We start from the raw sequence: 20,775 nt of genomic DNA, 5'->3' as shown, positions 1-20,775 counted from the left end.
ATTTAATATGGGGATGAGTATAATGGGGCGTGAGTTTCTTGAAATTTTTGAAGAATGGGCCGAAGATTATGATAAAACTGTAACAGGAAGGGATCCTGAATATATAGAAGTTTTTCGGGATTACCAAACCATATTACAAGCAGTATCGGATAATTCTTTTGGTAATATTCTTGAATTTGGAGTAGGAACCGGAAATCTAACAGAAAAACTGTTAGACAAAGGACATCGCGTAATAGGAATTGAACCATCTAGTGCCATGAGAGAAATCACCAAAGCAAAGCTTCCAGAGTCTATTGTTTTGGACGGGGATTTTCTTCATTATCCAAAACCAAATTTACCAATCAATACGATTGTGAGCACCTATGCGTTTCATCATTTAACAGATGAAGAAAAGGAAATGGCGGTGAACCAATTTTCAATGCTTTTAACTACAGGTGATAGGGTTGTATTTGCCGATACAATGTTTGAGTCCGTTCAAGAGCTGCAAAGGAAAATTGATGAAGCGGTTGAAGCTGGTTTTACTAATTTGGCAGAAGACTTAAGAAGAGAATATTATCCACTTACCAAAACAATTGAGAAAATATTTGTAGAAAATAATTTCACTATTAATTTCAAACAAATGAATGAATTTGTTTGGTTAATCATAGCTAAATACCAATAAGGATAAAGGAGAATTCGGAGAAAATGAAAAAGATGAATGTAGAAAGCTTTAACTTGGATCATACAAAAGTAAAGGCACCGTATGTAAGACTAGTTGGTGTAACGGAAGGAGTTAATGGGGATAAAGTTTATAAATATGACATTCGGTTCAAACAGCCTAATAAAGAGTATATGGAAATGGCAGGATTGCATTCCATTGAACATTTAATGGCAGAGAACATTCGTAATCACATGGATAATGTCTTAGACATTAGTCCAATGGGTTGCCAAACCGGTTTTTATTTATCGATTATTAATAATGATTCCTATGATGAGGTTCTTGTGACATTGGAAAAAACATTACAGGATGTCCTAGAGGCAAGTGTTGTACCAGCTTGTAATGAAGTCCAATGTGGTTGGGCTGCAAATCATAGTTTAGAAGGTGCCAAGGAAATTGCTAAAGAAATGCTTGCTAAAAAGGACGAGTGGCGAGAAGTTTTTTAGCAAAAGGAAAGCATTAATACTTTCCCATTTGCTTAAGAGATATCAAAAAGGCAAGCGAATGCAATTTTTTCTAATATTAATGGGGTGACGTCATGACATTATATTATTCATTACATGAACTAATTGGTCAAACTCCACTGTTAAGAATCAAAAACTTTGATATTACAAATAACGTTAAATTATATGCCAAACTTGAATTTTACAATCCTGGTGGAAGCGTTAAGGACCGCTTAGGAATTGAACTTATAACAGAGGCTCTTAGAACGGAAAAGATTAGCCCTGGTGGTACCATTATTGAGCCAACAGCTGGAAATACAGGAATTGGCTTAGCTTTGGCTGCTAAAGAGAAGGGGTTAAAAGTTACCTTTGTCGTTCCTGAACATTTTAGTAAAGAGAAACAATTGATTATGCAAGCTCTTGGTGCAACTATTGTTCATACACCTAAGGAAGGTGGAATGCTCGCAGCAATTGAGAAGACAGAAAAGCTATTGGAGGAAATACCAAATAGCTTTTCCCCAAGACAATTCGCTAATCCTGCTAATCCAGACACGTATTATAAAAGCCTTGCTCCTGAAATTTGGAAGGACCTTAATGGGGAAATCGATGTCTTTATTGCTGGGGCAGGATCTGGTGGAACATTTATGGGTTGTTCGAGATATTTTAAAGAAAAAAATGTGGATATAAAAACGATCATTGTTGAACCTGAAGGGTCTATTATTGCTGGTGGTGAACCTGGTCCCCATCGAACAGAAGGGATTGGTATGGAATTTTTGCCTTCCTTTGTGGATCAAGGCTTTTTTGATAAAATTTATACGGTTAAAGATGATCATGCTTTTGAGATGGTAGAGAAACTAGCTAGGAATGAAGGGTTATTAGTAGGAAGTTCTTCCGGTGCAGCGATGTATGCTGCACTTGAAGAGGCAAAATTAGCTAAAGAAGGATCAAGCATCGTTACTATTTTTCCAGACAGTAGTGATCGCTATTTAAGTAAACATATCTATCCTGAAGTGAAGGTTGAGGAGATATAACATGCGTTCAAAAACTAAAATGGTACATGGGGGAATAACACGTGATGAACAGACAGGAGCAGTTTCTGTACCGATTTATCAAGTGAGCACCTACAAACAAGATGGTGTTGGAAATTTGCGTGGCTACGAATACTCACGAACAGGAAACCCAACCCGTCATGCACTAGAAACAGTGATTGCCGATTTAGAAAATGGAACCCAAGGATTTGCGTTTGGATCTGGGATGGCAGCAATTACAACTGTCATGATGCTACTACAAGCAGGAAATCATGTCGTTCTAACAGATGATGTTTATGGCGGGTCTTATCGCTTATTGACCAAAGTTCTAAATCGATTTGAATTAGACCACACTTTTGTGGACACAAGTAGACCGGAGAAAGTTGAGGGTGCAATACAAAAGAACACTAAAGCATTATTTATAGAAACCCCAACAAATCCTTTACTAAAAATAACGGATTTAAAGAAAATGGCTGAGATTGCAAAAAAGCATAACTTGTTATTAATCGTTGATAACACATTTGCAACACCATATTGGCAGCAACCGTTGGATTTGGGAGCCGATATCGTATTACACAGCGCAACGAAGTATATCGGCGGTCACAGTGATGTAGTCGCAGGGGTGGTTGCTGTAAAGTCAGAAGAACTAGCGGAAAGAATTCATTTCTTACAAAACTCAGTTGGAGCCGTTTTAGGGCCACAGGATTCCTGGCTTTTGATGCGCGGAATAAAAACATTAGCTCTACGTATGGAAGCTATCGAGTCAAATAGCAAGAAACTGGTGAAATACCTACTTTCACATCCGAAGGTATCATCCGTGTACTACCCTGGTTTAAACACACATCCAGGTCATGGTATTGCCAAAAGCCAATCAACTGGTTTTGGTGGTATGATATCATTCGATGTTGGAAGTGAGGATTTGGCGGAGGAAGTATTAAAACGGGTTAACTATTTTACCTTAGCAGAAAGCTTAGGAGCAGTAGAAAGCCTGATTTCACTACCTGCAAAAATGACACATGCTTCCATACCAGCAAAAAGAAGAGCTGAACTAGGAATTACAGATGGACTGATTAGAGTCTCGGTTGGTATTGAGGATGTAGAGGATTTAATAGAAGACTTAGAACATGCATTAGGTGATTGATTTGAGGCAGCTTATATGGCTGCCTTTTTTGTTGGATAGTTATAGAGGGGAAGTGTCTGGTTTGTAAGGAGCTTGGACCAGAACGGGGAAACTATGTGTCCTGTAGTGTGGAGTATGAGCCCAAAAAATAGACACATGCACTCAATCACGTGGAGCATGTCCCAAATCTCAAAACCAAGATATAATTCACTTTTCCCATCTATCTAAAAACTAATATTAAACTTATTCAAAATATGCTAGAATAAACACAATATTAGAGAGAAGGGATGTTCCATTATGAGTGAAAAAGCATTAGCATACTTATCGGAAAATAGGGATCGTTTATTGCAAAAGTTAAATGAATTTTTATCCATTCCAAGTGTTAGTACTGATAGTGTACATAAAGAAGATGTAAGTAAAGCAGGGAGTTTTCTAGAGACTTACTTAACGGAAACAGGGTTTGAAAATATACAACAAATAGAAACAAAAAAGCACCCAATTGTTTATGCGGAATATACAAAAGCAGGGCCAGATGCCCCAACAGTACTTCTTTACGGACATTATGATGTTCAACCAGTTGACCCGATTGAGCTATGGAAGAGTGACCCATTTAAGCCTGAGGTCAGAGATGGGCGTTTATTTGCTCGTGGTTCTAGTGATGATAAGGGACAGGTATTTATGCATTTAGCTGTTTTTGAAGCAATGATGAAAACGGAAGGCAAACTTCCTCTTAATGTAAGGGTTTGTTTAGAAGGGGAAGAGGAGATTGGTAGTGAGAATCTTTATAGCATTCTCCAGGAGAAGAAGGATTTATTCCAGGCAGATTTTGCTGTCATCTCAGATTCCGGAATGGTTGCTAAAAATCAGCCAACAATCCTTTATGGGTTAAAGGGATTCACAGGTGTTGAAATTACCGTCTCGGGGCCAGACCATGACTTACACTCGGGTATGTATGGTGGTGCCGTGAGAAATCCGATTATGGCACTTTCCCATATCCTTGCATCGATGAAAGACGAAGATGAGGTAGTGACAGTAGACGGGTTTTATGATGGTGTGGAAGGATTAACTGATGAGGAAAGACAATTGATTGAACAAGTACCTAGTGAGGATTTTGTTAGAGCAACTGGAATTACTGAAACAGTGTCGGAGAAAGGATACACTGCAAAAGAACATACTATGGCCAGACCTACTTTTGAGGTGAATGGAATTTACGGTGGTTATCAAGGTGAAGGGACAAAAACGATTATCCCGACTTCTGCTACAGCAAAAATAACTTGCCGATTAGTACCAGGACAAGAGCCAGACCGGATTCAAGAAGCTTTAGAAGCGCATGTGAAAAAAGTCGCACCAACAGGTGTTACTGTTGAAGTGAAGAAAGAAAAACTATCTGCTAAAGCTTATAAAGTAGAACCAAATCACCCTCTCATTCAAAAAGCAGCTCATAGTTATACGAAAGCATTTGGCAAAGAGACTGTATATGTACGTATGGGTGGCTCTATTCCAGTTGTAGAATGGATAGAAGATATTTACAATATTCCAATTGTATTGCTAGGTTTTGGAACACCTGATGATAGACTCCATTCTCCAAATGAGAGCTTCCCATTAGATAGTTATGATAAAGGAATGGAAACCCTAGTATATTATTGGAATGAAATAAAATAGGCATAGCCTTATCATATGTTCTCTAAAAGGATATAGGGAATATATTTGGATTAGGGGGGGAAACGATGGAAAAAGTCGTAGAAGCGGTGTATAATCAGGCAATTATTGAGAGGTTCCTCAAGGTATACCATCTTGATGCATCTTATAAATTATTAGGTGACTTCGAAAATTATGTGTATGAGGTAACAAAAGAGGGAAAGCCCTATATATTAAGAATTACCCATAGTTCCCATCGTACCGAAAGTGAAATTTTAGGGGAGATAGAATGGATCAATTATTTGTATAAGCATGGTGCAAATGTTTCCATTATTTATCCATCGAAAAATAATAACTTAGTTGAAAAACAAGTCGCATCAGATCAATCCATCTTTTATGCATGTCTTTTCTCAAAAGTGATTGGGAACCCAATTCGTTCTAATGAGGAAGGATTTAACGAAACATTGTTTGAAGTCTGGGGGAAAGAGATTGGTAAGATGCACCGAATAACTGCAGATTACCAACCAGAGGAGTCACCCCGTAAATATTGGTTTGAAGATGATTTATTTGAAATAGAACAATATGTACCGGAGGAATCGGTGGTTATCAAACGTACAAATGAAATAATGAACACCTTGAAAGAATTACCTCATGATAATTATGGGCTTATCCATAATGACGTTCATAACGGAAATTTCTTTTATGATGGAAATGAAATTCATATTTTTGATTTCGATGATGCATGCTATTTTTGGAATGTATCGGACATTGCGATTCCGCTGTATTATGCTTGTTTTTCCTTATTTACGGACGAAACAAAATCAGTAAAAAAAACACAATTTGCAAACCGATTTATGAGCGCCTTTTTGAAAGGGTATAGTAAAGAGATGAATCCACCTAAGGACTGGGAAGTATTATTACCCCTGTTCTTGAAAGTTCGTGATGTAACGCTGTATGCTGCCCTAAATAAAAAAATAGCACCTGAAGATCGTGATGAGCGCTTGATAAAGAGGATGAAAGAAATCAAGAAAAGAATTGAAAGTAATAAAGCAATCGTATCTATTACATAAAAAACCTGAGGGTGGTATAACATGAAGATAGCTTTAATTACTGGGGTTTCGAAGGGCTTGGGTGAGTCAATCGCGAAATTGTTTTTAGAATCGGGTATCCATGTTCTAGGTATATCAAGAAATTCAAATAATCGTTTGGTAAAAATTGCTCAAAAAAATAATGTGAATTACCAACATTACCCCTGTGATCTCGGTAATATTAGCGAGATAGAAAAAATGGTTGAAAAAATACAAGAAGATGTAAGACATTATAGTCCAACTCTATTGTATTTGATTAATAATGCAGCTGTCGTAGAGCCAATAAAGCAAGTCACTCAGATTGATAATAAAGAACTAGCAGATCATTTTCAATTAAATACTATAGCACCAATAATATTAATGAATAAGATGCTTCAATTTTCGAGTGAATCAAATAATGCCTTTATTGGAGTTAATATTACATCGGGTGCAGCCGAGAGGCCAATTTATGGATGGAGTGCCTATTGTAGCTCAAAGGCAAGTATTAATATGTATACGAAAACTGCAGCACTTGAGCAACTCGTTTTAAAGACAGGGCATAAGATTATTGCGTTTAATCCTGGAATAATGGATACAAGCATGCAGCAGACTATTCGTTCTAGCTCAAAAGAATCTTTTATAGAAATCGATAAATTTAAAGAGTACAAAGAAAAAAAACAATTGCGTGATACGGATACAGTTGGTGGAATCTTAATTGATATTTTAAATGATGAAGCAAGCATCGAGAATGGTAAGATTTATGATGTTAATGAGTACTTTTAATACCACAAGTAATTGTTGCTTGGAACTAAACATATATAAGGCCTTGAAGAGAATAATCTCCTCAAGGCCTTATTTCTTTTATATTAGTAGTATCCTCTACCATAACCACCTGCACCAACAATAATTAGCAGGATGAATAGAACAACGATTAGCGCAAATCCGCCTTCAAATCCACGGCCCATTATATCACCTCCTAGAAATATTTTGTTATATTATAGTATGTTGGAAATTAATAATTCCAACCCCCACCGTATCCGTAACCATATCCACCACCATTGTTATATCCACTAGCACCAACTATGATTAACAGGATAAAAAGCACAACTATTAATGCAAAGCCCTTTCCATAGCCATTTTCATTACTCATGAATTGCCACCTCCTCTAGTTACAATGTATGTGTGGATTCATTAGGTGACAGGGCGAATGTACAGGTGGACTAGGTTGATTTTGGGTATTTTTATGAAAAAAGTTGTAAGAACGCATTTCACAGGGGTAATTTACTTGAATGAAAGTGTAGAAAAAATGTGGTACACTTAGGAAATGGAAAATACTATATTATAGCTAACAGTTATGCTGATAAATAGAAAGGACGATTATATGATTACCAGAAAAAGTAAGCGTGAAATCGAGCAAATGCAAAAGGCTGCTGACCTATTAGTTGAAGTTCATAAAGAAATTGCAAAACTGATAAAGCCCGGAATTAGTACAATGGAAATTGACGCTTTTGTCGATAGATTCTTAGAAAAACATGGCGCAACTCCAGAACAGAAAGGATATAATGGCTTCCCATATGCAACTTGTGCTTCCATCAATGATGAAATTTGCCATGGTTTCCCACGCGAAGAAAAGCTAGAGGACGGAGATATAGTTACCATTGATATGGTTGTAAATCTTAACGGTGGTTTAGCTGATTCAGCTTGGACCTATGCCGTAGGGAATGTGGATGACAAAGGTATACGTCTTATGGAAGTTACTAAGAAATCACTGTATGTTGGAATCGAGCAAGCAAGAGCAGGAAATCGTATTGGGGATATCGGCCATGCGATACAGACGTATGCTGAGGGAGAAGGATTTTCTGTGGTACGTGACTTTACTGGCCATGGAATTGGACCAACGATTCATGAAGATCCACATGTCCCACATTTTGGATTACCGAATAAAGGCCTTCGTTTAAAACCAGGAATGGTTATTACCATTGAACCCATGTTGAATGAAGGGGACTGGCGTAGTAAGGTAGATAGTAATGATTGGACTGCAAGGACGATTGATGGTGGCCGCTCTGCACAGTATGAACATACAATCGTGATTACGGATGGAGATCCCATTATTTTGACGGAGCAGGAAAAATAATTCAAAAGTAGAATCTGTGTATTTAAGAGCAGATTCTTTTTTTATTCGTGAAGTTGATGTATCTCAGTCTAAAGTATAGGTGATGGCTAATGTAGTCCTGAATCGCTTCTGAAATAACGAAATAAAATTTACATTATAAGTCTCTTGTATTCTCACAACTCCAAAAATCAGTTATAATAATGGGAAATTTAAATGGGGGAGAGGCAGAGGCATATATGGATACTGTCAGAGAAAATAAAAAGACAATTTCCTCATCCATGTTGATGGTTAAACGTGGTTTAGCGGTTGGTTTTCCAATCATGCTCGGATATATTCCAATTGCAATAACCTATGGCGTGCTAGCTAAGCAAGCTGGTTTATCACTTACGGAGCTTACGTTAATGAGTGTGCTTGTTTTTGCTGGAGCAAGTCAATTCATGGGTGCGAATATGATTGCACTGGGTGCTGGAGCGGTCGAAATTATTATTGCAACCTTTGTGTTAAACTTCCGCCATTTTGTTATGAGTCTATCCTTTATGAATCGATTGCGAACGGTTGATTTGAAATGGAAGTTACCACTTTCCTTAGGGTTGACAGATGAAACATTTGCCGTTTCATCCTTACATACGGAAGAAGCGAAAGAAGAAAAAGGGTTTCTTTTTTATGGTGCTCTTACAATAACAGCTTATCTCTCCTGGGTAATTGGCTCATTTTTAGGTGGAGTGCTAGGAGAAGTTATTCCGGAAACCTTGAGTCAAAGTATGGGAATTGCGCTATATGCTATGTTTATTGGTTTATTAGTTCCATCTGTGAAGAAAGAGTTACGAGTTGGATTCATTGCCATTATAGCAATGTTAATAAACGTTATTTGCCTGCAATTTATGAGTAGTGGATGGGCAATCGTTGCTGGTACAGTTCTCGGAGGGTTAAGTGGAGTATATTTATTGAAGGAGGAGCACACATGATGATTCTGTTAATAATTATTGGAATGTCTGTCGTGACGATGCTCCCAAGAGTATTTCCTGCTTTTATTGTGGACAAATTACAATTTAAGGATTGGGTAAATCGTTGGCTTAATGCGATTCCGTATGCAGCGTTAGGAGCACTAATTTTTCCTGGGGTCTTGTCGGTCAATGCTGACAAACCACATATCGGGTTAATTGGAGGACTTGTTGCGGTTGTACTTGCTTATGTAGGTTTAAATGTCATTTTTGTCGTGATTGGAGCTATTCTTTCGGTCTTCATATTAACTACTTTATAATGAAAGGAGACAGTCACTTGATGACTGTCTCCTTAATTGAATGTATTATAACGGTCGTCACCTAATTATTTGTTTTCTGATTTCTTATTTTTTAAGCCAAGAAATATGGACTAACTAACGTTAAAAGGGAGATTCTCCTCTTATTAATAGGGGAATCCCCTATTAATGAATTATTTCTCATTATATGGTTCAATATGAATATGTGTATACAATATCCCATGCTTTTCAGCTAATTCTTCCTCAATATGGACAGTGATATCGTGGCTTTGCCTAACATTAAGTTCTGGATTCACTTTAATCGTAACGTCCAGTACTGATTGGTTTCCAAGGGCACGGCCTTTTATATCTTCTACTAGCTTTACTTCAGGAAATCTAGAGATTTCTTCTTTTATTTTCTTAAGACGATCTTCATCAAATCCATCCGTTAACATAAGGGTTGAATCCTTAAAAATGTCCCAAGCCGTCTTACAAATAATGACACCAACAATAAAGCCAGCTAATGGGTCTAACCAGTATACTCCAAATTGTGCACCAATAATACCGACAAACGCCCCTATACTCACTAAGGCATCTGAACGATTATCTTGTGAAGCAGCATACAAGGCACTACTATTTATTTTACGTGACAAAGAAAGATTATAGCGGTGTACGACGTACATGATCAGTGCTGCACCAAGAGCCGTCCAAGCTGTGATCATATCTGGTCTTGCTATATTTTCTTCAAACATTTTAGTTATCGTTGAAAACAGGACCTGTAAACCAACAGCAACCATTATAAATGCAGCTAGTAAAGAAGCAATTGTTTCTGCTCGGTAATGTCCATAACGGTGATTCTGATCCGGGGGTTTTTGGGAGATACGAAGTCCGACTAAAATTGCGATAGACGCAACAACGTCGGTGGAGTTATTTAACCCGTCTGCCCATAACGCATCCGATGTTCCTATGTATGCGATTGTTAGCTTAGAACCTGCAAGAAAAAGGTAAGCAAAAATGCTTATCCAAGCACCTTTTTCTCCACGTTTCATATCATTTATTTGATCCATTTTAATGCCTCCAGTTTTCGGGTAACTTCAATACTATATCAAAGCGAGTTAGGGTGGGTCTAGAGAAAAAGAGAAGCGCAGACGAATATCAATTGACATGTTATAAGTATGTTTCCTAAGCCCAATAAATATGACCAAGTTCTAAGTATTAAATTCCCAGAAATTTTCATTGCAATTATTCGCAAAATTTAGGATAATAGTAATAAAGGAGCAGAAGGGGCGTATCCCAATGAAAAAGGAACAGGTAACTTACCGCTTTTGTCCGTATGATGGAAAGGTCCTAAACGCTAGAAGAGAAATATCCTTTGAAATTCGATTAACTTCACGGCTAATACTTGATGAGATATGCTTTAATTGGAATAAAAAGATGTTAGAAGAAAAAATAAATCGGTCCATTCAAAAGGGAAATAAAGAAGAATTTGCAAGTATTCGCGAAGAATATTTACAATATATTTGGGAATAATCGTACGCAATCTTCATTTAGCCTTACCTATGTTTGGTAAGGCTATTTTCATGTATGTAATTACCGAATAAAGAACCATAGGGGGATCTTATGAAAATAGACGAGGTAATTTTAAAAGGACAAAATCGAATCCTAATTTATATATTATTATTTGCCATGTTACTTGGTTTAGGTGCTGAGATTGTGGTTGGTGCACCAATTGAGAATATGTTAGCAATTGGGTTTGGTGGGGTCTTTTGTGTAGGATTGATGGCACTTTTCAGTTACAAAGGAATCTATAGTCATGTAGTTCCTTATTTGGCTATCGCTTGCTTAGCTGGCGTATCCCTTATTATCATGTTGAGTTCTGACTATGTCACCAATATGTTATTTACTTTCTTTTTATTAGCTGTAGCAGCTGTTTCGCTTTCAAAGGCTGTCTTGTCGACTGGTGCGGTTATAGGGATATCATTATTGGGATTCTTTATCGCAATAAAAGGGGATATTGTTGGATTTGATAACCGTTCAGCAGCTATAACACTCGTATTTTTTATATTAATTTTTCTCGTGTTATTTATTCAAATTCGCGTTTCAAGAGGATTTATCTCCACCATGCAACAAAGTCTTACAGAGATTGAGGAAAGGTCTCAAAGTGAATTAAAGAGATCAAAAGTCGTACAAGCTGGAGCTATAGAAGTGCGAAAACAAATGAATATTATCGAACAAGACAGTACCTTGAATCAGCAACAAATGAAGGAAATGCTAGAAGGTTTTCAGGAAATTGCTAGAGCAAGTCAAAAACAGGCAGAGACTGCATCTGAAATTTCAGAAGCCACTATTTCTACTAATCAGGCATTGGAAAAAATGATTGTATCTTTCTCTAACAGTGTTGCTGATGGTGAGAAGTTAATTGACTTATCAACTAATGGGAAGGTCTCCATGGAAACATTGGCTGAGACGATTAATGATTTCCAAGCATCTTTTGACCAATTAACACTAAACATGGAAAATTTGGTTCAACGAATTGATGAAAATAATTCTAATACGGAGAAAATCCAAGATATTGCGGAACAAACAAATCTACTAGCATTGAATGCTAGTATTGAAGCGGCGAGAGCAGGGGAATATGGGAAAGGATTTTCTGTTGTTGCAGCAGAGATTCGAAAACTAGCAGAGGTATCACAAATAACTGCAAAACAAATGCGTGAAAACCTTGAAATGATTGAGCATGATGCAAAAAGCACTCAAATGGAAGTAAATGATAATAAAGAGAAATTATCAATCAGTACGGAGCATACAATGGCATCAAAGGAGAATTTCGAGACAATCACATTACAATTACAAAGTTTTATTAAGTACTTACAATATTTAAATAAACAAGCTAATGAAATTAAAGGTTCATCTGGAAATATAGAGCAATCAGTTGATTACCTAGCCTCTATTATTGAAGAAACAACTGCAACGATTGAAGAATTAGAAGCAATGGTTGATGAGCAGGTAAACCGTATGACCATTTTAGTCCATGCTATCGAAATGTCTAATGAAGCGGCTGTATCTTTAGAGAACGCATAAGAATATTTACGAATAATTTACAAAGTCAATCGATTCAATTTGCTATGCTAAAGATGAGGGGAGTGTTTGTATTTGAAAAAGGATAAGAAAACACAACTGAGCTGGGCTCTCTATGATTTTGGGAATTCAGCCTTTGCAACAACGATGTTAGCAGCGATTCTTCCAATCTTCTATTCAAGTGTTGCTGCTAACAATATAGATGATGGTTTAGCAACAAGTTACTGGGGCTATGCGAACTCTATTGCAGTTCTAATAGTTGCTATTTTGGCACCAATACTAGGAGCAATTGCCGATTTCTCAGCTGCAAAGAAAAAGTTTCTTCGCTTCTTCGCATTTATGGGGATGATTGCTAGTGTCTCGCTAGCGTTTACAGGAGAAGGAGATTATATTTTTGTTGCACTATTATTTATAGTTGGTTCAATCGGTTTTTCTGGAGCTAATATCTTCTATGACGCATTTTTACCAGAGATTGCAGATGAGGATGATATTGACAAAGTATCATCAAAAGGGTTTGCTCTTGGTTATGTCGGTGGAGGTATTTTGCTATTAATTAACGTAGTGATGATTCTAAAGCCTGCAATGTTTGGCTTAGATGTGATCGGGGCAATGAAAGTATCCTTTGCAATGGTTGGTATTTGGTGGCTTATCTTCTCTATTCCATTATTGAAAAACATCCATGATGAGAAAAAAGAGCCAGTTAAACGCGATAAAGCCTATATTGCAATTGGTTTCTCTAGGATTGGGAATACCTTTAGAGAAATTAAACAGTTTAAACAATTACTTCTTTTCCTATTTGCGTTTTGGTTATTTAATGATGGTATTTCTACCATTATTCGGATGGCGACCATATATGGTACAGAGATAGGTATTGGTCAGAATGATTTAATTGTGGCTCTCTTAATCACTCAATTTGTTGGGATTCCTTCTACCTTCTTCTTTGGTTGGTTAGCAGGAAAGATTACTCCGAAAAAAGCATTGATGATTACATTGTTTGTCTACTTAGGTATCGTTATACTAGGGTATTTTATGAATTCTGCACTACATTTCTATCTATTAGCCACAATAGTTGGATTTGTGCAAGGTGGTGCCCAAGCATTAAGTAGATCCATTTATGGAAGAATGGTTCCAGCAAATAAAAAAGGTGAATTTTATGGTTTCTATGGAATATCATCCAAATTCTCGGCAGTATTTGGACCATTCTTATTTGGTTTTGTTGGGCAATTGACAGGGAACAGTAGATACGGAATTCTATCCTTAATTTTCTTCTTTATTGCTGGAATTATCATATTAAGCTTTGTTAACGTACAAAAAGGTGTGGAGGCCGCAAAGAACCATACCGCATAAACCGATAAAAATATACAGATAAACTACCGCACAGAGCTCAACTTCTGTGCGGTTTTACATATCAGGGGGTACATTGAATGAAACGATTAATAGTGATTACCGTTGGAAAAACACATAGTGGTAAAACAACATTTGCACGAGAGCTAGAAAAGAAATTGGACAACTCGATCGTAGTGGATCAAGATAATCATGCAGAATTCATCAATTCATATTATAAAAAGATACAACCTAAAACAGGACCGAATACACTAAAGCATGCGTTATCAAAATTGATTGTTGACTATACAAAAGAAAATACTGATTTTCATTTGATCATTTGCAATTCTAATCGAAGTATTCATGATCGAAATTATCTGTTGAAAGAATTATTTCCTGCTAAAGAGTATACGCGGATTCTTGTACATTTTGATATTCCTGATCATATTCTTCAAGCAAGGGTTGGACAAAGTAAACGTAGTACAACTATTTTTAGAGGCGCAACAAACTTTGAACAGGTTCTTGTGCGTCAACATGCTGATGACTCAAGAGAAGATGTAAAGAGCCCTTACTTAAGTGAAGCCGATTATTTATTTAAAATTAAAGACAGTCTAGAAGTGGAAACTGTAATAAAAGATATTATTACTATTTCAGAAAGGTTGTAAAATTACAATGAAGAAAAAATCTTTTAAAGATTGGATATTATTTTTAGTAATAGTAAACTCATTGCAGGGGTGGGTATATTGTTAGATAAAAAATGGCTTATTTTAGCAATTATCATTATTTTTCTTATTGGGGTTTATCTTTCTTTAAGGTTGAATACTCCTTTAGAAAGTTCTGAGGAGATTGCACAAGGGGAATTGAAGGAAGGAATTACGGTTCATATCAACTGAAAATGCGTTATATAGATTATAGGAGAGATGTATGAAAAAGCTTAGTACAATACTAAGCTTTTTGCATTTTTATATAATTGGATCACTGTATCGATTTTGCTTTTTCAATTGGAGCGGCAATCCCGTATCATAGGAAATTTCTCCAAGCACCTTCACTAAATCTTCTCGATTAGATTCATCCTTACTCCAGTATTCCAGCACTTTTTTCATGATGTCTATACTTTCGATTCTCGCTTGTTCGTATAAATCGATAAAGCTTTTTGTGCTAGGCTCTCTAGTTGCTGAGTGGTACCAGGTTGTGCGTTCCATATTAAGAAAATCGGTATGGTCAACAATTGGTTGATGTGAAAAAGAAGACACCGTAGAACGAAGCAATTTATTCTTCCATCCATTTGGGTCTGCTAATAGTTTTAGTGCTAGTTTCATGTCATTAAATGCTTTTATAATATTTTTGGGTGAGTTCTGTTCAACAACTGGAAAATGTTTTTTGATAGTTCTATATAGTAAACCAGCAATTTCATGCTTTATTCTTCGATTGAGATGAATTTCCTTATAAACCGGTGTTTTCCAAGTTTTGAGGTTTTTATATCGTTCCATCATCAACGTATCAATAATAATTTCTAATTTTGAATGCTTATTACCTTCATAGCCTGCACGGTAATGAATATATGGATGTGTATTACGATCTAGGATGTGGTGTGTTACAAAGCCGAAAACATATGATTTCATTTCATTCGATTGATCTTTAACTTCGTCGATTAAGTCCATTAGAAATTCACCACATTTTTCATTGTGGAGTAAGTTTCCGATATGATTAACGGGACCATCTTCGATCCATGGCCAAAAATTAAAGTAGAAAAATGGATCCGGACCTTGAGCACCTAAGTTTAATATATAGCTATGCTTCGGTATAGACATTGAAATTCCAATCGTGTCTACCACATCTTCGCAAAAAAGCATATGTGTCCATATATTAGGCATATTAAAGTCCTCCTAACTAACTGATGATACATACTAGTATAATGGTAAACCAAAAAAAATGGCATTACAATTTTGTGAATTTAACCTATATCATTTGAAAATGGTAACTTTTTGCCGAGGGATGGGTGAATTTGATTTTCATTTTAGAAAAATTTGATACAATAGAAGAGGATTAAAATAACCATCAACATTGGGGAGGAAATACATATGGATTTTCGAATTGAACATGATACACTTGGCGAAGTAAAAGTTCCAGCGGATAAGTACTGGGGTGCGCAAACACAACGTAGTAAGGAAAACTTTCCAATCGGAACTGAAAAAATGCCAACTGAAATAATAAAAGCGTTTGCAATTCTAAAGATGAGTGCAGCGAAAGCAAACAGTGATTTGGGACTTATGGATGCTAAAAAGGCCGAAGCTATTGAGTATGCAGCTAAACAAATTATTGAGGGAACAATTGATGATCATTTCCCATTAGTTGTTTGGCAAACCGGAAGCGGTACACAGTCTAACATGAACGTTAACGAAGTAATTGCCTATGTAGGAAATGAATGGTTAAAAGAACAAGGAAGTGACCTTGTCCTTCATCCAAATGATGATGTAAATAAATCACAAAGCTCTAATGATACGTATCCAACAGCAATGCATGTTGCAGAAGTACTTAAAATTGAAGATGTTTTATTACCTGCATTACGTACATTAAAAAATACGTTTAAAACAAAAATGGATGCTTTCCAAGATATTGTTAAAATAGGACGTACTCATTTACAAGATGCAACACCATTAACACTTGGACAGGAAATTAGTGGGTGGCATCGTATGCTAGAAAAATCGGAAAGCATGATAGTATCTAGCTTACCTTACTTAAAGGAACTAGCAATTGGTGGAACAGCTGTAGGTACTGGATTAAATGCACATCCCGAATTCTCTGATCGTGTTTGTGTAGAAATTAGTAAGTTTACAGGTAAAGATTTCGTTTCTTCACCAAATAAGTTCCATGCATTAACAAGTCATGATGAAACGGTATTTGCTCATGGCGCATTAAAAGGACTAGCAGCCGACTTAATGAAGATTGCCAATGATGTTCGTTGGTTAGCAAGTGGGCCTCGTTGTGGAATTGGTGAAATTACAATCCCTGAAAATGAACCTGGAAGTTCAATCATGCCAGGTAAAGTTAACCCAACTCAAAGTGAAGCAGTAACAATGGTAGCTGCCCAAGTAATGGGCAATGATGCTGCAATTGGTTTTGCAGCAAGTCAAGGTAACTTTGAACTAAATGTATTTAAACCAGTGATAGCATATAACTTTTTACAATCATGCGAGTTACTTGCAGACAGCATTCTTTCCTTTGATGAACGCTGTGCACAAGGAATTGAACCAAATCTTGACCAAATTGAAAAGAACTTAAATGATTCCTTAATGCTTGTCACAGCTTTAAACCCACATATTGGTTATGAAAATGCTGCAAAGATTGCTAAAAAAGCATTTGCTGATAATTCAACATTAAAGGAAACTGCTGTTGAACTAGGTCTATTAACAACTGAGGAATTTGATAAGTATGTAAACCCTAGAGAAATGACACATCCTAAATAACTATTAAAAAGAATCTTACAAGATTGTAGGATTCTTTTTTATTAGGAAAGTATAAAATTTATATTAATCATAGTAATTCTTATGAGCTTACCCAGTTTTTCTAACTAAAACCACCCACAATTTACCAATGGATTTTTGTGATAAGTTTTTTGATTCTGTTCACAATATATATCACAGGAGGTGATAAAACATGGCTAACAACAACAATTCAAACCAATTAGTAGTGCCTGGAGCACAACAAGCTTTAGACCAAATGAAATATGAAATCGCTTCTGAGTTTGGCGTAAACCTTGGTGCAGATACAACTTCTCGTGCTAACGGTTCCGTTGGTGGAGAGATCACTAAGCGTCTAGTTCAAACTGCTCAACAACAAATGTCTGGACAAATTCAATAATGATGGCTTGGGGTATAATACCCTTAAACAAAGGGAAAGTCTTCTTGACTTTCCCTTTTATGTCCCCTTTTTTGTTAGATAAAAGGGGTATGTGAATCTTCTAATCTAAGGTAGATGCAGAGTTTTTAAGAGGAGAAACCTTTAAATATATGAATTACCAATGATTTCTTGTGATAAGAATAAGATGTTTTGCTCACAATACTCATACAGGAGGTGATAGATATGGCAAGCAGAAATTCCAATCAATTGCTTGTACCTGGTATAGAACAGGCTCTAGACCAAATGAAATACGAGATCGCTTCTGAGTTTGGTGTAAACCTAAGTGCAGATAACACTTCTCGTTCTAACGGATCAGTTGGTGGAGAAATCACTAAGCGTCTCGTTCAAACTGCTCAACAACAATTAAATGGTAAATAATACGGTTAAAAGTCATGGGAAATACTCCCCTCAAAATAGCTTCTAACGATAACGTTATGATTTTAAAAAGCAATCAGGAGGTAATACAATATGGCAAACAATAATTCAAATAACTCAAATCAATTATTAGTACCTGGTGTGCAACAAGCTTTAGACCAAATGAAATATGAAATTGCTTCTGAATTCGGAGTAAATCTTGGTGCAGATACAACTTCCCGTGCTAACGGTTCCGTTGGTGGAGAAATCACGAAGCGACTTGTTCAAACAGCTCAACAGCAATTTGCTGGAAAATAATTAAATATTGATGGCTATTGGAAAGGGAAAGCTTAATGGCTTTCCCTTTCCAATATTGATAACAGTATTATTGACAAATTTATAGAAATAATTCCCTTTAATTAACAAAAATGTTTCACTCTTGTATCACTAGAAAATGTGGAAGAAATTAAAAAAAGAGGGTAATAAACCCTCTTTCGGAGATAATGAATTAATTAATTCTCTCTTCTGTTTCTGCATCAAAGAAGTGTGCTTTGTTCATATCTAAAGCTAAATCAATTGTTTCTCCACCTTGAATATCGGAACGAGAATCAATACGAGCGATAAAATCTTGATCTGCAACTTTTGAATAAAGGTAAGTTTCAGCACCCATCAATTCTGCAACTTCGATTAAGGCAGATATTTTTGTATCTGGAGTTGAATCAATAAATACTAATTCATCGTGAATATCTTCAGGGCGAATACCTAGAATTACTTCTTTTCCAGTATAACCTTTTTCTTTAAGTAACTTTAATTTTCCTTCAGGAATTCGAACTTTGATGTCACCCATTACAAAGTCAGAGTCATTAATAGTTCCTGTAAAGAAGTTCATAGCAGGTGAACCAATGAATCCACCAACGAATACATTATTTGGATTATCATAAACCTCTTTAGGTGCACCTACTTGTTGGATAACACCATCTTTCATTACAACAAGACGCGTAGCCATTGTCATTGCTTCTGTTTGGTCGTGTGTAACATAAATAGTAGTGGTTTGTAGACGCTTGTGAAGCTTTTGGATTTCAGCACGCATTTGCACACGTAATTTAGCATCTAGGTTTGATAAAGGTTCATCCATTAAGAATACTTTAGCGTCACGGACAATTGCACGACCTAATGCAACACGTTGACGCTGACCACCAGACAGTGCTTTCGGTTTACGGTCTAAATATGCTTCAAGACCTAATATTTTTGCCGCATTTTGAACACGCTTATCAATCTCGTCTTTCTTGAACTTACGTAATTTTAATCCAAATGCCATGTTATCATAAACGTTCATATGTGGGTATAGTGCATAGTTTTGGAAAACCATTGCGATATCACGGTCTTTAGGAGCTACATCGTTCATTTTTTTATCATCGATGTAAAGACCACCCTCAGTAATTTCTTCTAAACCAGCAATCATACGAAGTGTTGTTGATTTACCACACCCTGATGGTCCTACAAAAACAATAAATTCCTTATCTTGAATATGCAAGTTAAAATCATTAACTGCAACAACATCTTTGTCATATTTCTTCTGGATATGTTCTAAACGTAGTTCTGCCATGAATTTGTCCCCCTTGATTTTTGTAAGCGTTTTATTGTATAGCTTTATTATACTGATTTTATAAACTAGGCTAAATAGTAAACATGCACAAAGAATCAAAATCTCATTGTGCATGTTTACTAATAGTACTATTAAGTTCTAGCAATAAGGGCCAAATACACGGTAAGTGCTTGTTGAAATACACGGATATCAATTCCGGTTTTTTCATGAAATTTATCTATTCGATATTGCAGGCTGTTCCGGTGCATGTACAATTTTTTGGCAGCAACGGATATATTTAAGTTACTTTCCAGAAATACTTCAATCATTCTTATAAAATCAACATCATCAGTAAAGTCCTGAAGAATTAGATGATTTAATTCTACTTTAAAACTAGGACTTACTTGATCCATTAATAGATAGGGAATTGCTTCTATATATGATACGACACTATTTTCTGAATATGTAAATGCAGTGATTGCCCCAGAAACTAGTTGTTCATAGTGTTCCTTAATTCCGACTAGAGTGGAAAGATATGGACCAACAAAAAATTGAATATTAATATATAGATCACTCATTAATATATCAATGATTTCTTTATAGGAAATCTCCTCTTCTAGGTCACTTCTTTGATAGTCGACAATAACGCCTTCTGTTTCATTTTCCCATAGTATGGTTGTCTCTTTTTCAAATAATTGGTTTATCGCATCTTTGAAGTGTTGAGGTTCAATTTGGTTAGAAGGAATTTTAAAATAAACAAATCGAAAACTACTAATAGTTTCTGGATAGTCAATTTCCATTTTAATCCATTTTTCCCACTTTTTCTCTTCCTCCGTCATTAGTGGAAAATGATTCTGATACGGATTTAAAAATGTATGTAGTAATAATAAATCCTTATCTTCAAGTTCAGATGGATTTATCCCAATCAATTGTCCATCATCCAATTGAAACCATTTTAAATCCAGGTTTATTTCTGTAGGAACTGTTTCATAATGTTGAAGAGACGGAAAGTACTTCTTAAGCTTCTCAATCAATCGGAAAACCTCTTTTATTAACGTTTTCTTTTATTATATCAATAGGGTTACTTATAAATAAAGTGAATTTACGATTGCTTTTCTTGCTTTTTTAAAAACTTTGATAAGAGAGCCAATGGAAAAAGTTATTAGTATACATGAGAATTCTCGTTTGTTAT

General features: G+C 36.0%; 25 protein-coding genes. 19 read left to right on the top strand and 6 right to left on the bottom strand.

Annotated features, from left to right (window positions below):
• Positions 1-22: 22 nt before the first annotated feature.
• The 7 genes from TY11_RS17540 (at position 23) to TY11_RS17510 (ending at position 6,776) form a co-directional block, all read left to right on the top strand.
• Positions 23-661 carry a class I SAM-dependent methyltransferase gene (locus TY11_RS17540; protein WP_042149274.1) on the top strand — a complete coding sequence of 213 codons (639 nt, stop codon included), beginning with the start codon at positions 23-25 and terminating at the stop codon, positions 659-661.
• Between the two features lie 23 nt (positions 662-684).
• Positions 685-1,143 carry an S-ribosylhomocysteine lyase gene (locus TY11_RS17535; protein ID WP_042149271.1) on the top strand — a complete coding sequence of 153 codons (459 nt, stop codon included), beginning with the start codon at positions 685-687 and terminating at the stop codon, positions 1,141-1,143.
• A 92-nt stretch (positions 1,144-1,235) separates the two neighbouring features.
• Positions 1,236-2,171 (top strand): PLP-dependent cysteine synthase family protein, encoded by a 936-nt coding sequence (locus tag TY11_RS17530; protein ID WP_042149268.1) that lies wholly within the window; start codon positions 1,236-1,238, stop codon positions 2,169-2,171.
• A gap of 1 nt (position 2,172) precedes the next feature.
• Entirely contained in the window at positions 2,173-3,309 is a 1,137-nt protein-coding gene (locus TY11_RS17525) for a bifunctional cystathionine gamma-lyase/homocysteine desulfhydrase (protein ID WP_042149265.1), read from the top strand.
• 276 nt (positions 3,310-3,585) lie between these two features.
• The gene (locus TY11_RS17520) at positions 3,586-4,950 is read left to right on the top strand and encodes a dipeptidase (RefSeq protein WP_042149261.1); all 1,365 of its coding nucleotides are present in this window, start codon (positions 3,586-3,588) and stop codon (positions 4,948-4,950) included.
• A gap of 65 nt (positions 4,951-5,015) precedes the next feature.
• A complete protein-coding gene (locus TY11_RS17515) occupies positions 5,016-5,996 on the top strand; it encodes a phosphotransferase enzyme family protein (RefSeq protein ID WP_042149260.1) in 981 nt (326 codons plus the stop codon).
• 21 nt (positions 5,997-6,017) lie between these two features.
• Positions 6,018-6,776 carry a (S)-benzoin forming benzil reductase gene (locus tag TY11_RS17510; RefSeq protein ID WP_042149257.1) on the top strand — a complete coding sequence of 253 codons (759 nt, stop codon included), beginning with the start codon at positions 6,018-6,020 and terminating at the stop codon, positions 6,774-6,776.
• Positions 6,777-6,859: 83 nt separating this feature from the next.
• On the opposite strand, the gene TY11_RS20290 is transcribed toward TY11_RS17510, so the two are convergent.
• Positions 6,860-6,958 carry a YjcZ family sporulation protein gene (locus TY11_RS20290; protein WP_081755976.1) on the bottom strand — a complete coding sequence of 33 codons (99 nt, stop codon included), beginning with the start codon at positions 6,956-6,958 and terminating at the stop codon, positions 6,860-6,862.
• A 47-nt stretch (positions 6,959-7,005) separates the two neighbouring features.
• Positions 7,006-7,143 carry a YjcZ family sporulation protein gene (locus tag TY11_RS21055; protein WP_081755975.1) on the bottom strand — a complete coding sequence of 46 codons (138 nt, stop codon included), beginning with the start codon at positions 7,141-7,143 and terminating at the stop codon, positions 7,006-7,008.
• 231 nt (positions 7,144-7,374) lie between these two features.
• Here TY11_RS21055 and map point away from each other — a divergent pair, with 231 nt between their 5' ends.
• The 3 genes from map to TY11_RS17495 all read left to right on the top strand — a co-directional run bounded on the left by map (position 7,375) and on the right by TY11_RS17495 (position 9,367).
• Positions 7,375-8,127 carry a type I methionyl aminopeptidase gene (gene map, locus TY11_RS17505; protein ID WP_042149254.1) on the top strand — a complete coding sequence of 251 codons (753 nt, stop codon included), beginning with the start codon at positions 7,375-7,377 and terminating at the stop codon, positions 8,125-8,127.
• Between the two features lie 215 nt (positions 8,128-8,342).
• A complete protein-coding gene (locus TY11_RS17500; protein WP_042149249.1) occupies positions 8,343-9,071 on the top strand; it encodes an AzlC family ABC transporter permease in 729 nt (242 codons plus the stop codon).
• Positions 9,071-9,367: an AzlD domain-containing protein gene (locus TY11_RS17495; protein ID WP_042150379.1), complete on the top strand. Its 297-nt coding sequence runs from the start codon at positions 9,071-9,073 to the stop codon at positions 9,365-9,367. Before TY11_RS17500 ends, TY11_RS17495 begins: the two co-directional genes overlap by 1 nt.
• Positions 9,368-9,537: 170 nt before the next feature.
• Here the strand turns inward: TY11_RS17495 and TY11_RS17490 are convergent, their stop codons facing one another.
• Positions 9,538-10,410, bottom strand: coding sequence for a cation diffusion facilitator family transporter (locus TY11_RS17490; RefSeq protein WP_042149246.1), 873 nt, complete (start codon positions 10,408-10,410; stop codon positions 9,538-9,540).
• A 229-nt stretch (positions 10,411-10,639) separates the two neighbouring features.
• On the opposite strand from TY11_RS17490, the gene TY11_RS17485 reads away from it, so the two are divergent.
• The 5 genes from TY11_RS17485 (at position 10,640) to TY11_RS20525 (ending at position 14,637) form a co-directional block, all read left to right on the top strand.
• Complete coding sequence (locus TY11_RS17485) at positions 10,640-10,873, top strand: IDEAL domain-containing protein (RefSeq protein WP_042149243.1); 234 nt, start codon at positions 10,640-10,642, stop codon at positions 10,871-10,873.
• Positions 10,874-10,963: 90 nt separating this feature from the next.
• Entirely contained in the window at positions 10,964-12,424 is a 1,461-nt protein-coding gene (locus tag TY11_RS17480) for a methyl-accepting chemotaxis protein (RefSeq protein WP_042149240.1), read from the top strand.
• Positions 12,425-12,496: 72 nt separating this feature from the next.
• Entirely contained in the window at positions 12,497-13,768 is a 1,272-nt protein-coding gene (locus TY11_RS17475; RefSeq protein WP_081755974.1) for an MFS transporter, read from the top strand.
• 77 nt (positions 13,769-13,845) lie between these two features.
• Positions 13,846-14,409, top strand: a complete 564-nt coding sequence (locus tag TY11_RS17470; protein ID WP_042149235.1) for an AAA family ATPase — start codon at positions 13,846-13,848, stop codon at positions 14,407-14,409.
• 78 nt (positions 14,410-14,487) lie between these two features.
• On the top strand, positions 14,488-14,637 hold the full coding sequence (locus tag TY11_RS20525) for a hypothetical protein (protein ID WP_155982730.1): 150 nt from the start codon (positions 14,488-14,490) through the stop codon (positions 14,635-14,637).
• Between the two features lie 69 nt (positions 14,638-14,706).
• Here TY11_RS20525 and TY11_RS17465 read toward each other — a convergent pair whose 3' ends face one another.
• A complete protein-coding gene (locus TY11_RS17465) occupies positions 14,707-15,618 on the bottom strand; it encodes a zinc dependent phospholipase C family protein (RefSeq protein ID WP_042149232.1) in 912 nt (303 codons plus the stop codon).
• Positions 15,619-15,825: 207 nt separating this feature from the next.
• Between TY11_RS17465 and fumC the strand changes: the two genes are divergently transcribed.
• The 4 genes from fumC to TY11_RS17445 all read left to right on the top strand — a co-directional run bounded on the left by fumC (position 15,826) and on the right by TY11_RS17445 (position 18,316).
• The gene (gene fumC, locus TY11_RS17460; RefSeq protein WP_042149229.1) at positions 15,826-17,211 is read left to right on the top strand and encodes a class II fumarate hydratase; all 1,386 of its coding nucleotides are present in this window, start codon (positions 15,826-15,828) and stop codon (positions 17,209-17,211) included.
• Between the two features lie 190 nt (positions 17,212-17,401).
• The gene (locus tag TY11_RS17455) at positions 17,402-17,605 is read left to right on the top strand and encodes an alpha/beta-type small acid-soluble spore protein (RefSeq protein WP_042149226.1); all 204 of its coding nucleotides are present in this window, start codon (positions 17,402-17,404) and stop codon (positions 17,603-17,605) included.
• A gap of 222 nt (positions 17,606-17,827) precedes the next feature.
• Positions 17,828-18,022, top strand: a complete 195-nt coding sequence (locus tag TY11_RS17450) for an alpha/beta-type small acid-soluble spore protein (RefSeq protein WP_042149223.1) — start codon at positions 17,828-17,830, stop codon at positions 18,020-18,022.
• Positions 18,023-18,112: 90 nt separating this feature from the next.
• Positions 18,113-18,316, top strand: coding sequence for an alpha/beta-type small acid-soluble spore protein (locus TY11_RS17445; RefSeq protein WP_042149220.1), 204 nt, complete (start codon positions 18,113-18,115; stop codon positions 18,314-18,316).
• A gap of 190 nt (positions 18,317-18,506) precedes the next feature.
• Here TY11_RS17445 and TY11_RS17440 read toward each other — a convergent pair whose 3' ends face one another.
• Both TY11_RS17440 and TY11_RS17435 read right to left on the bottom strand, forming a co-directional pair.
• Entirely contained in the window at positions 18,507-19,604 is a 1,098-nt protein-coding gene (locus TY11_RS17440) for an ABC transporter ATP-binding protein (RefSeq protein WP_042149216.1), read from the bottom strand.
• A 131-nt stretch (positions 19,605-19,735) separates the two neighbouring features.
• The gene (locus TY11_RS17435) at positions 19,736-20,617 is read right to left on the bottom strand and encodes a PucR family transcriptional regulator (RefSeq protein ID WP_042149214.1); all 882 of its coding nucleotides are present in this window, start codon (positions 20,615-20,617) and stop codon (positions 19,736-19,738) included.
• Between the last annotated feature and the right edge of the window lie 158 nt (positions 20,618-20,775).

Source organism: Paucisalibacillus algeriensis (genome assembly GCF_000577245.1).
Lineage (GTDB): Bacteria > Bacillota > Bacilli > Bacillales > Amphibacillaceae > Ornithinibacillus.
This window is presented reverse-complemented; position numbering and strand designations above follow the sequence as displayed.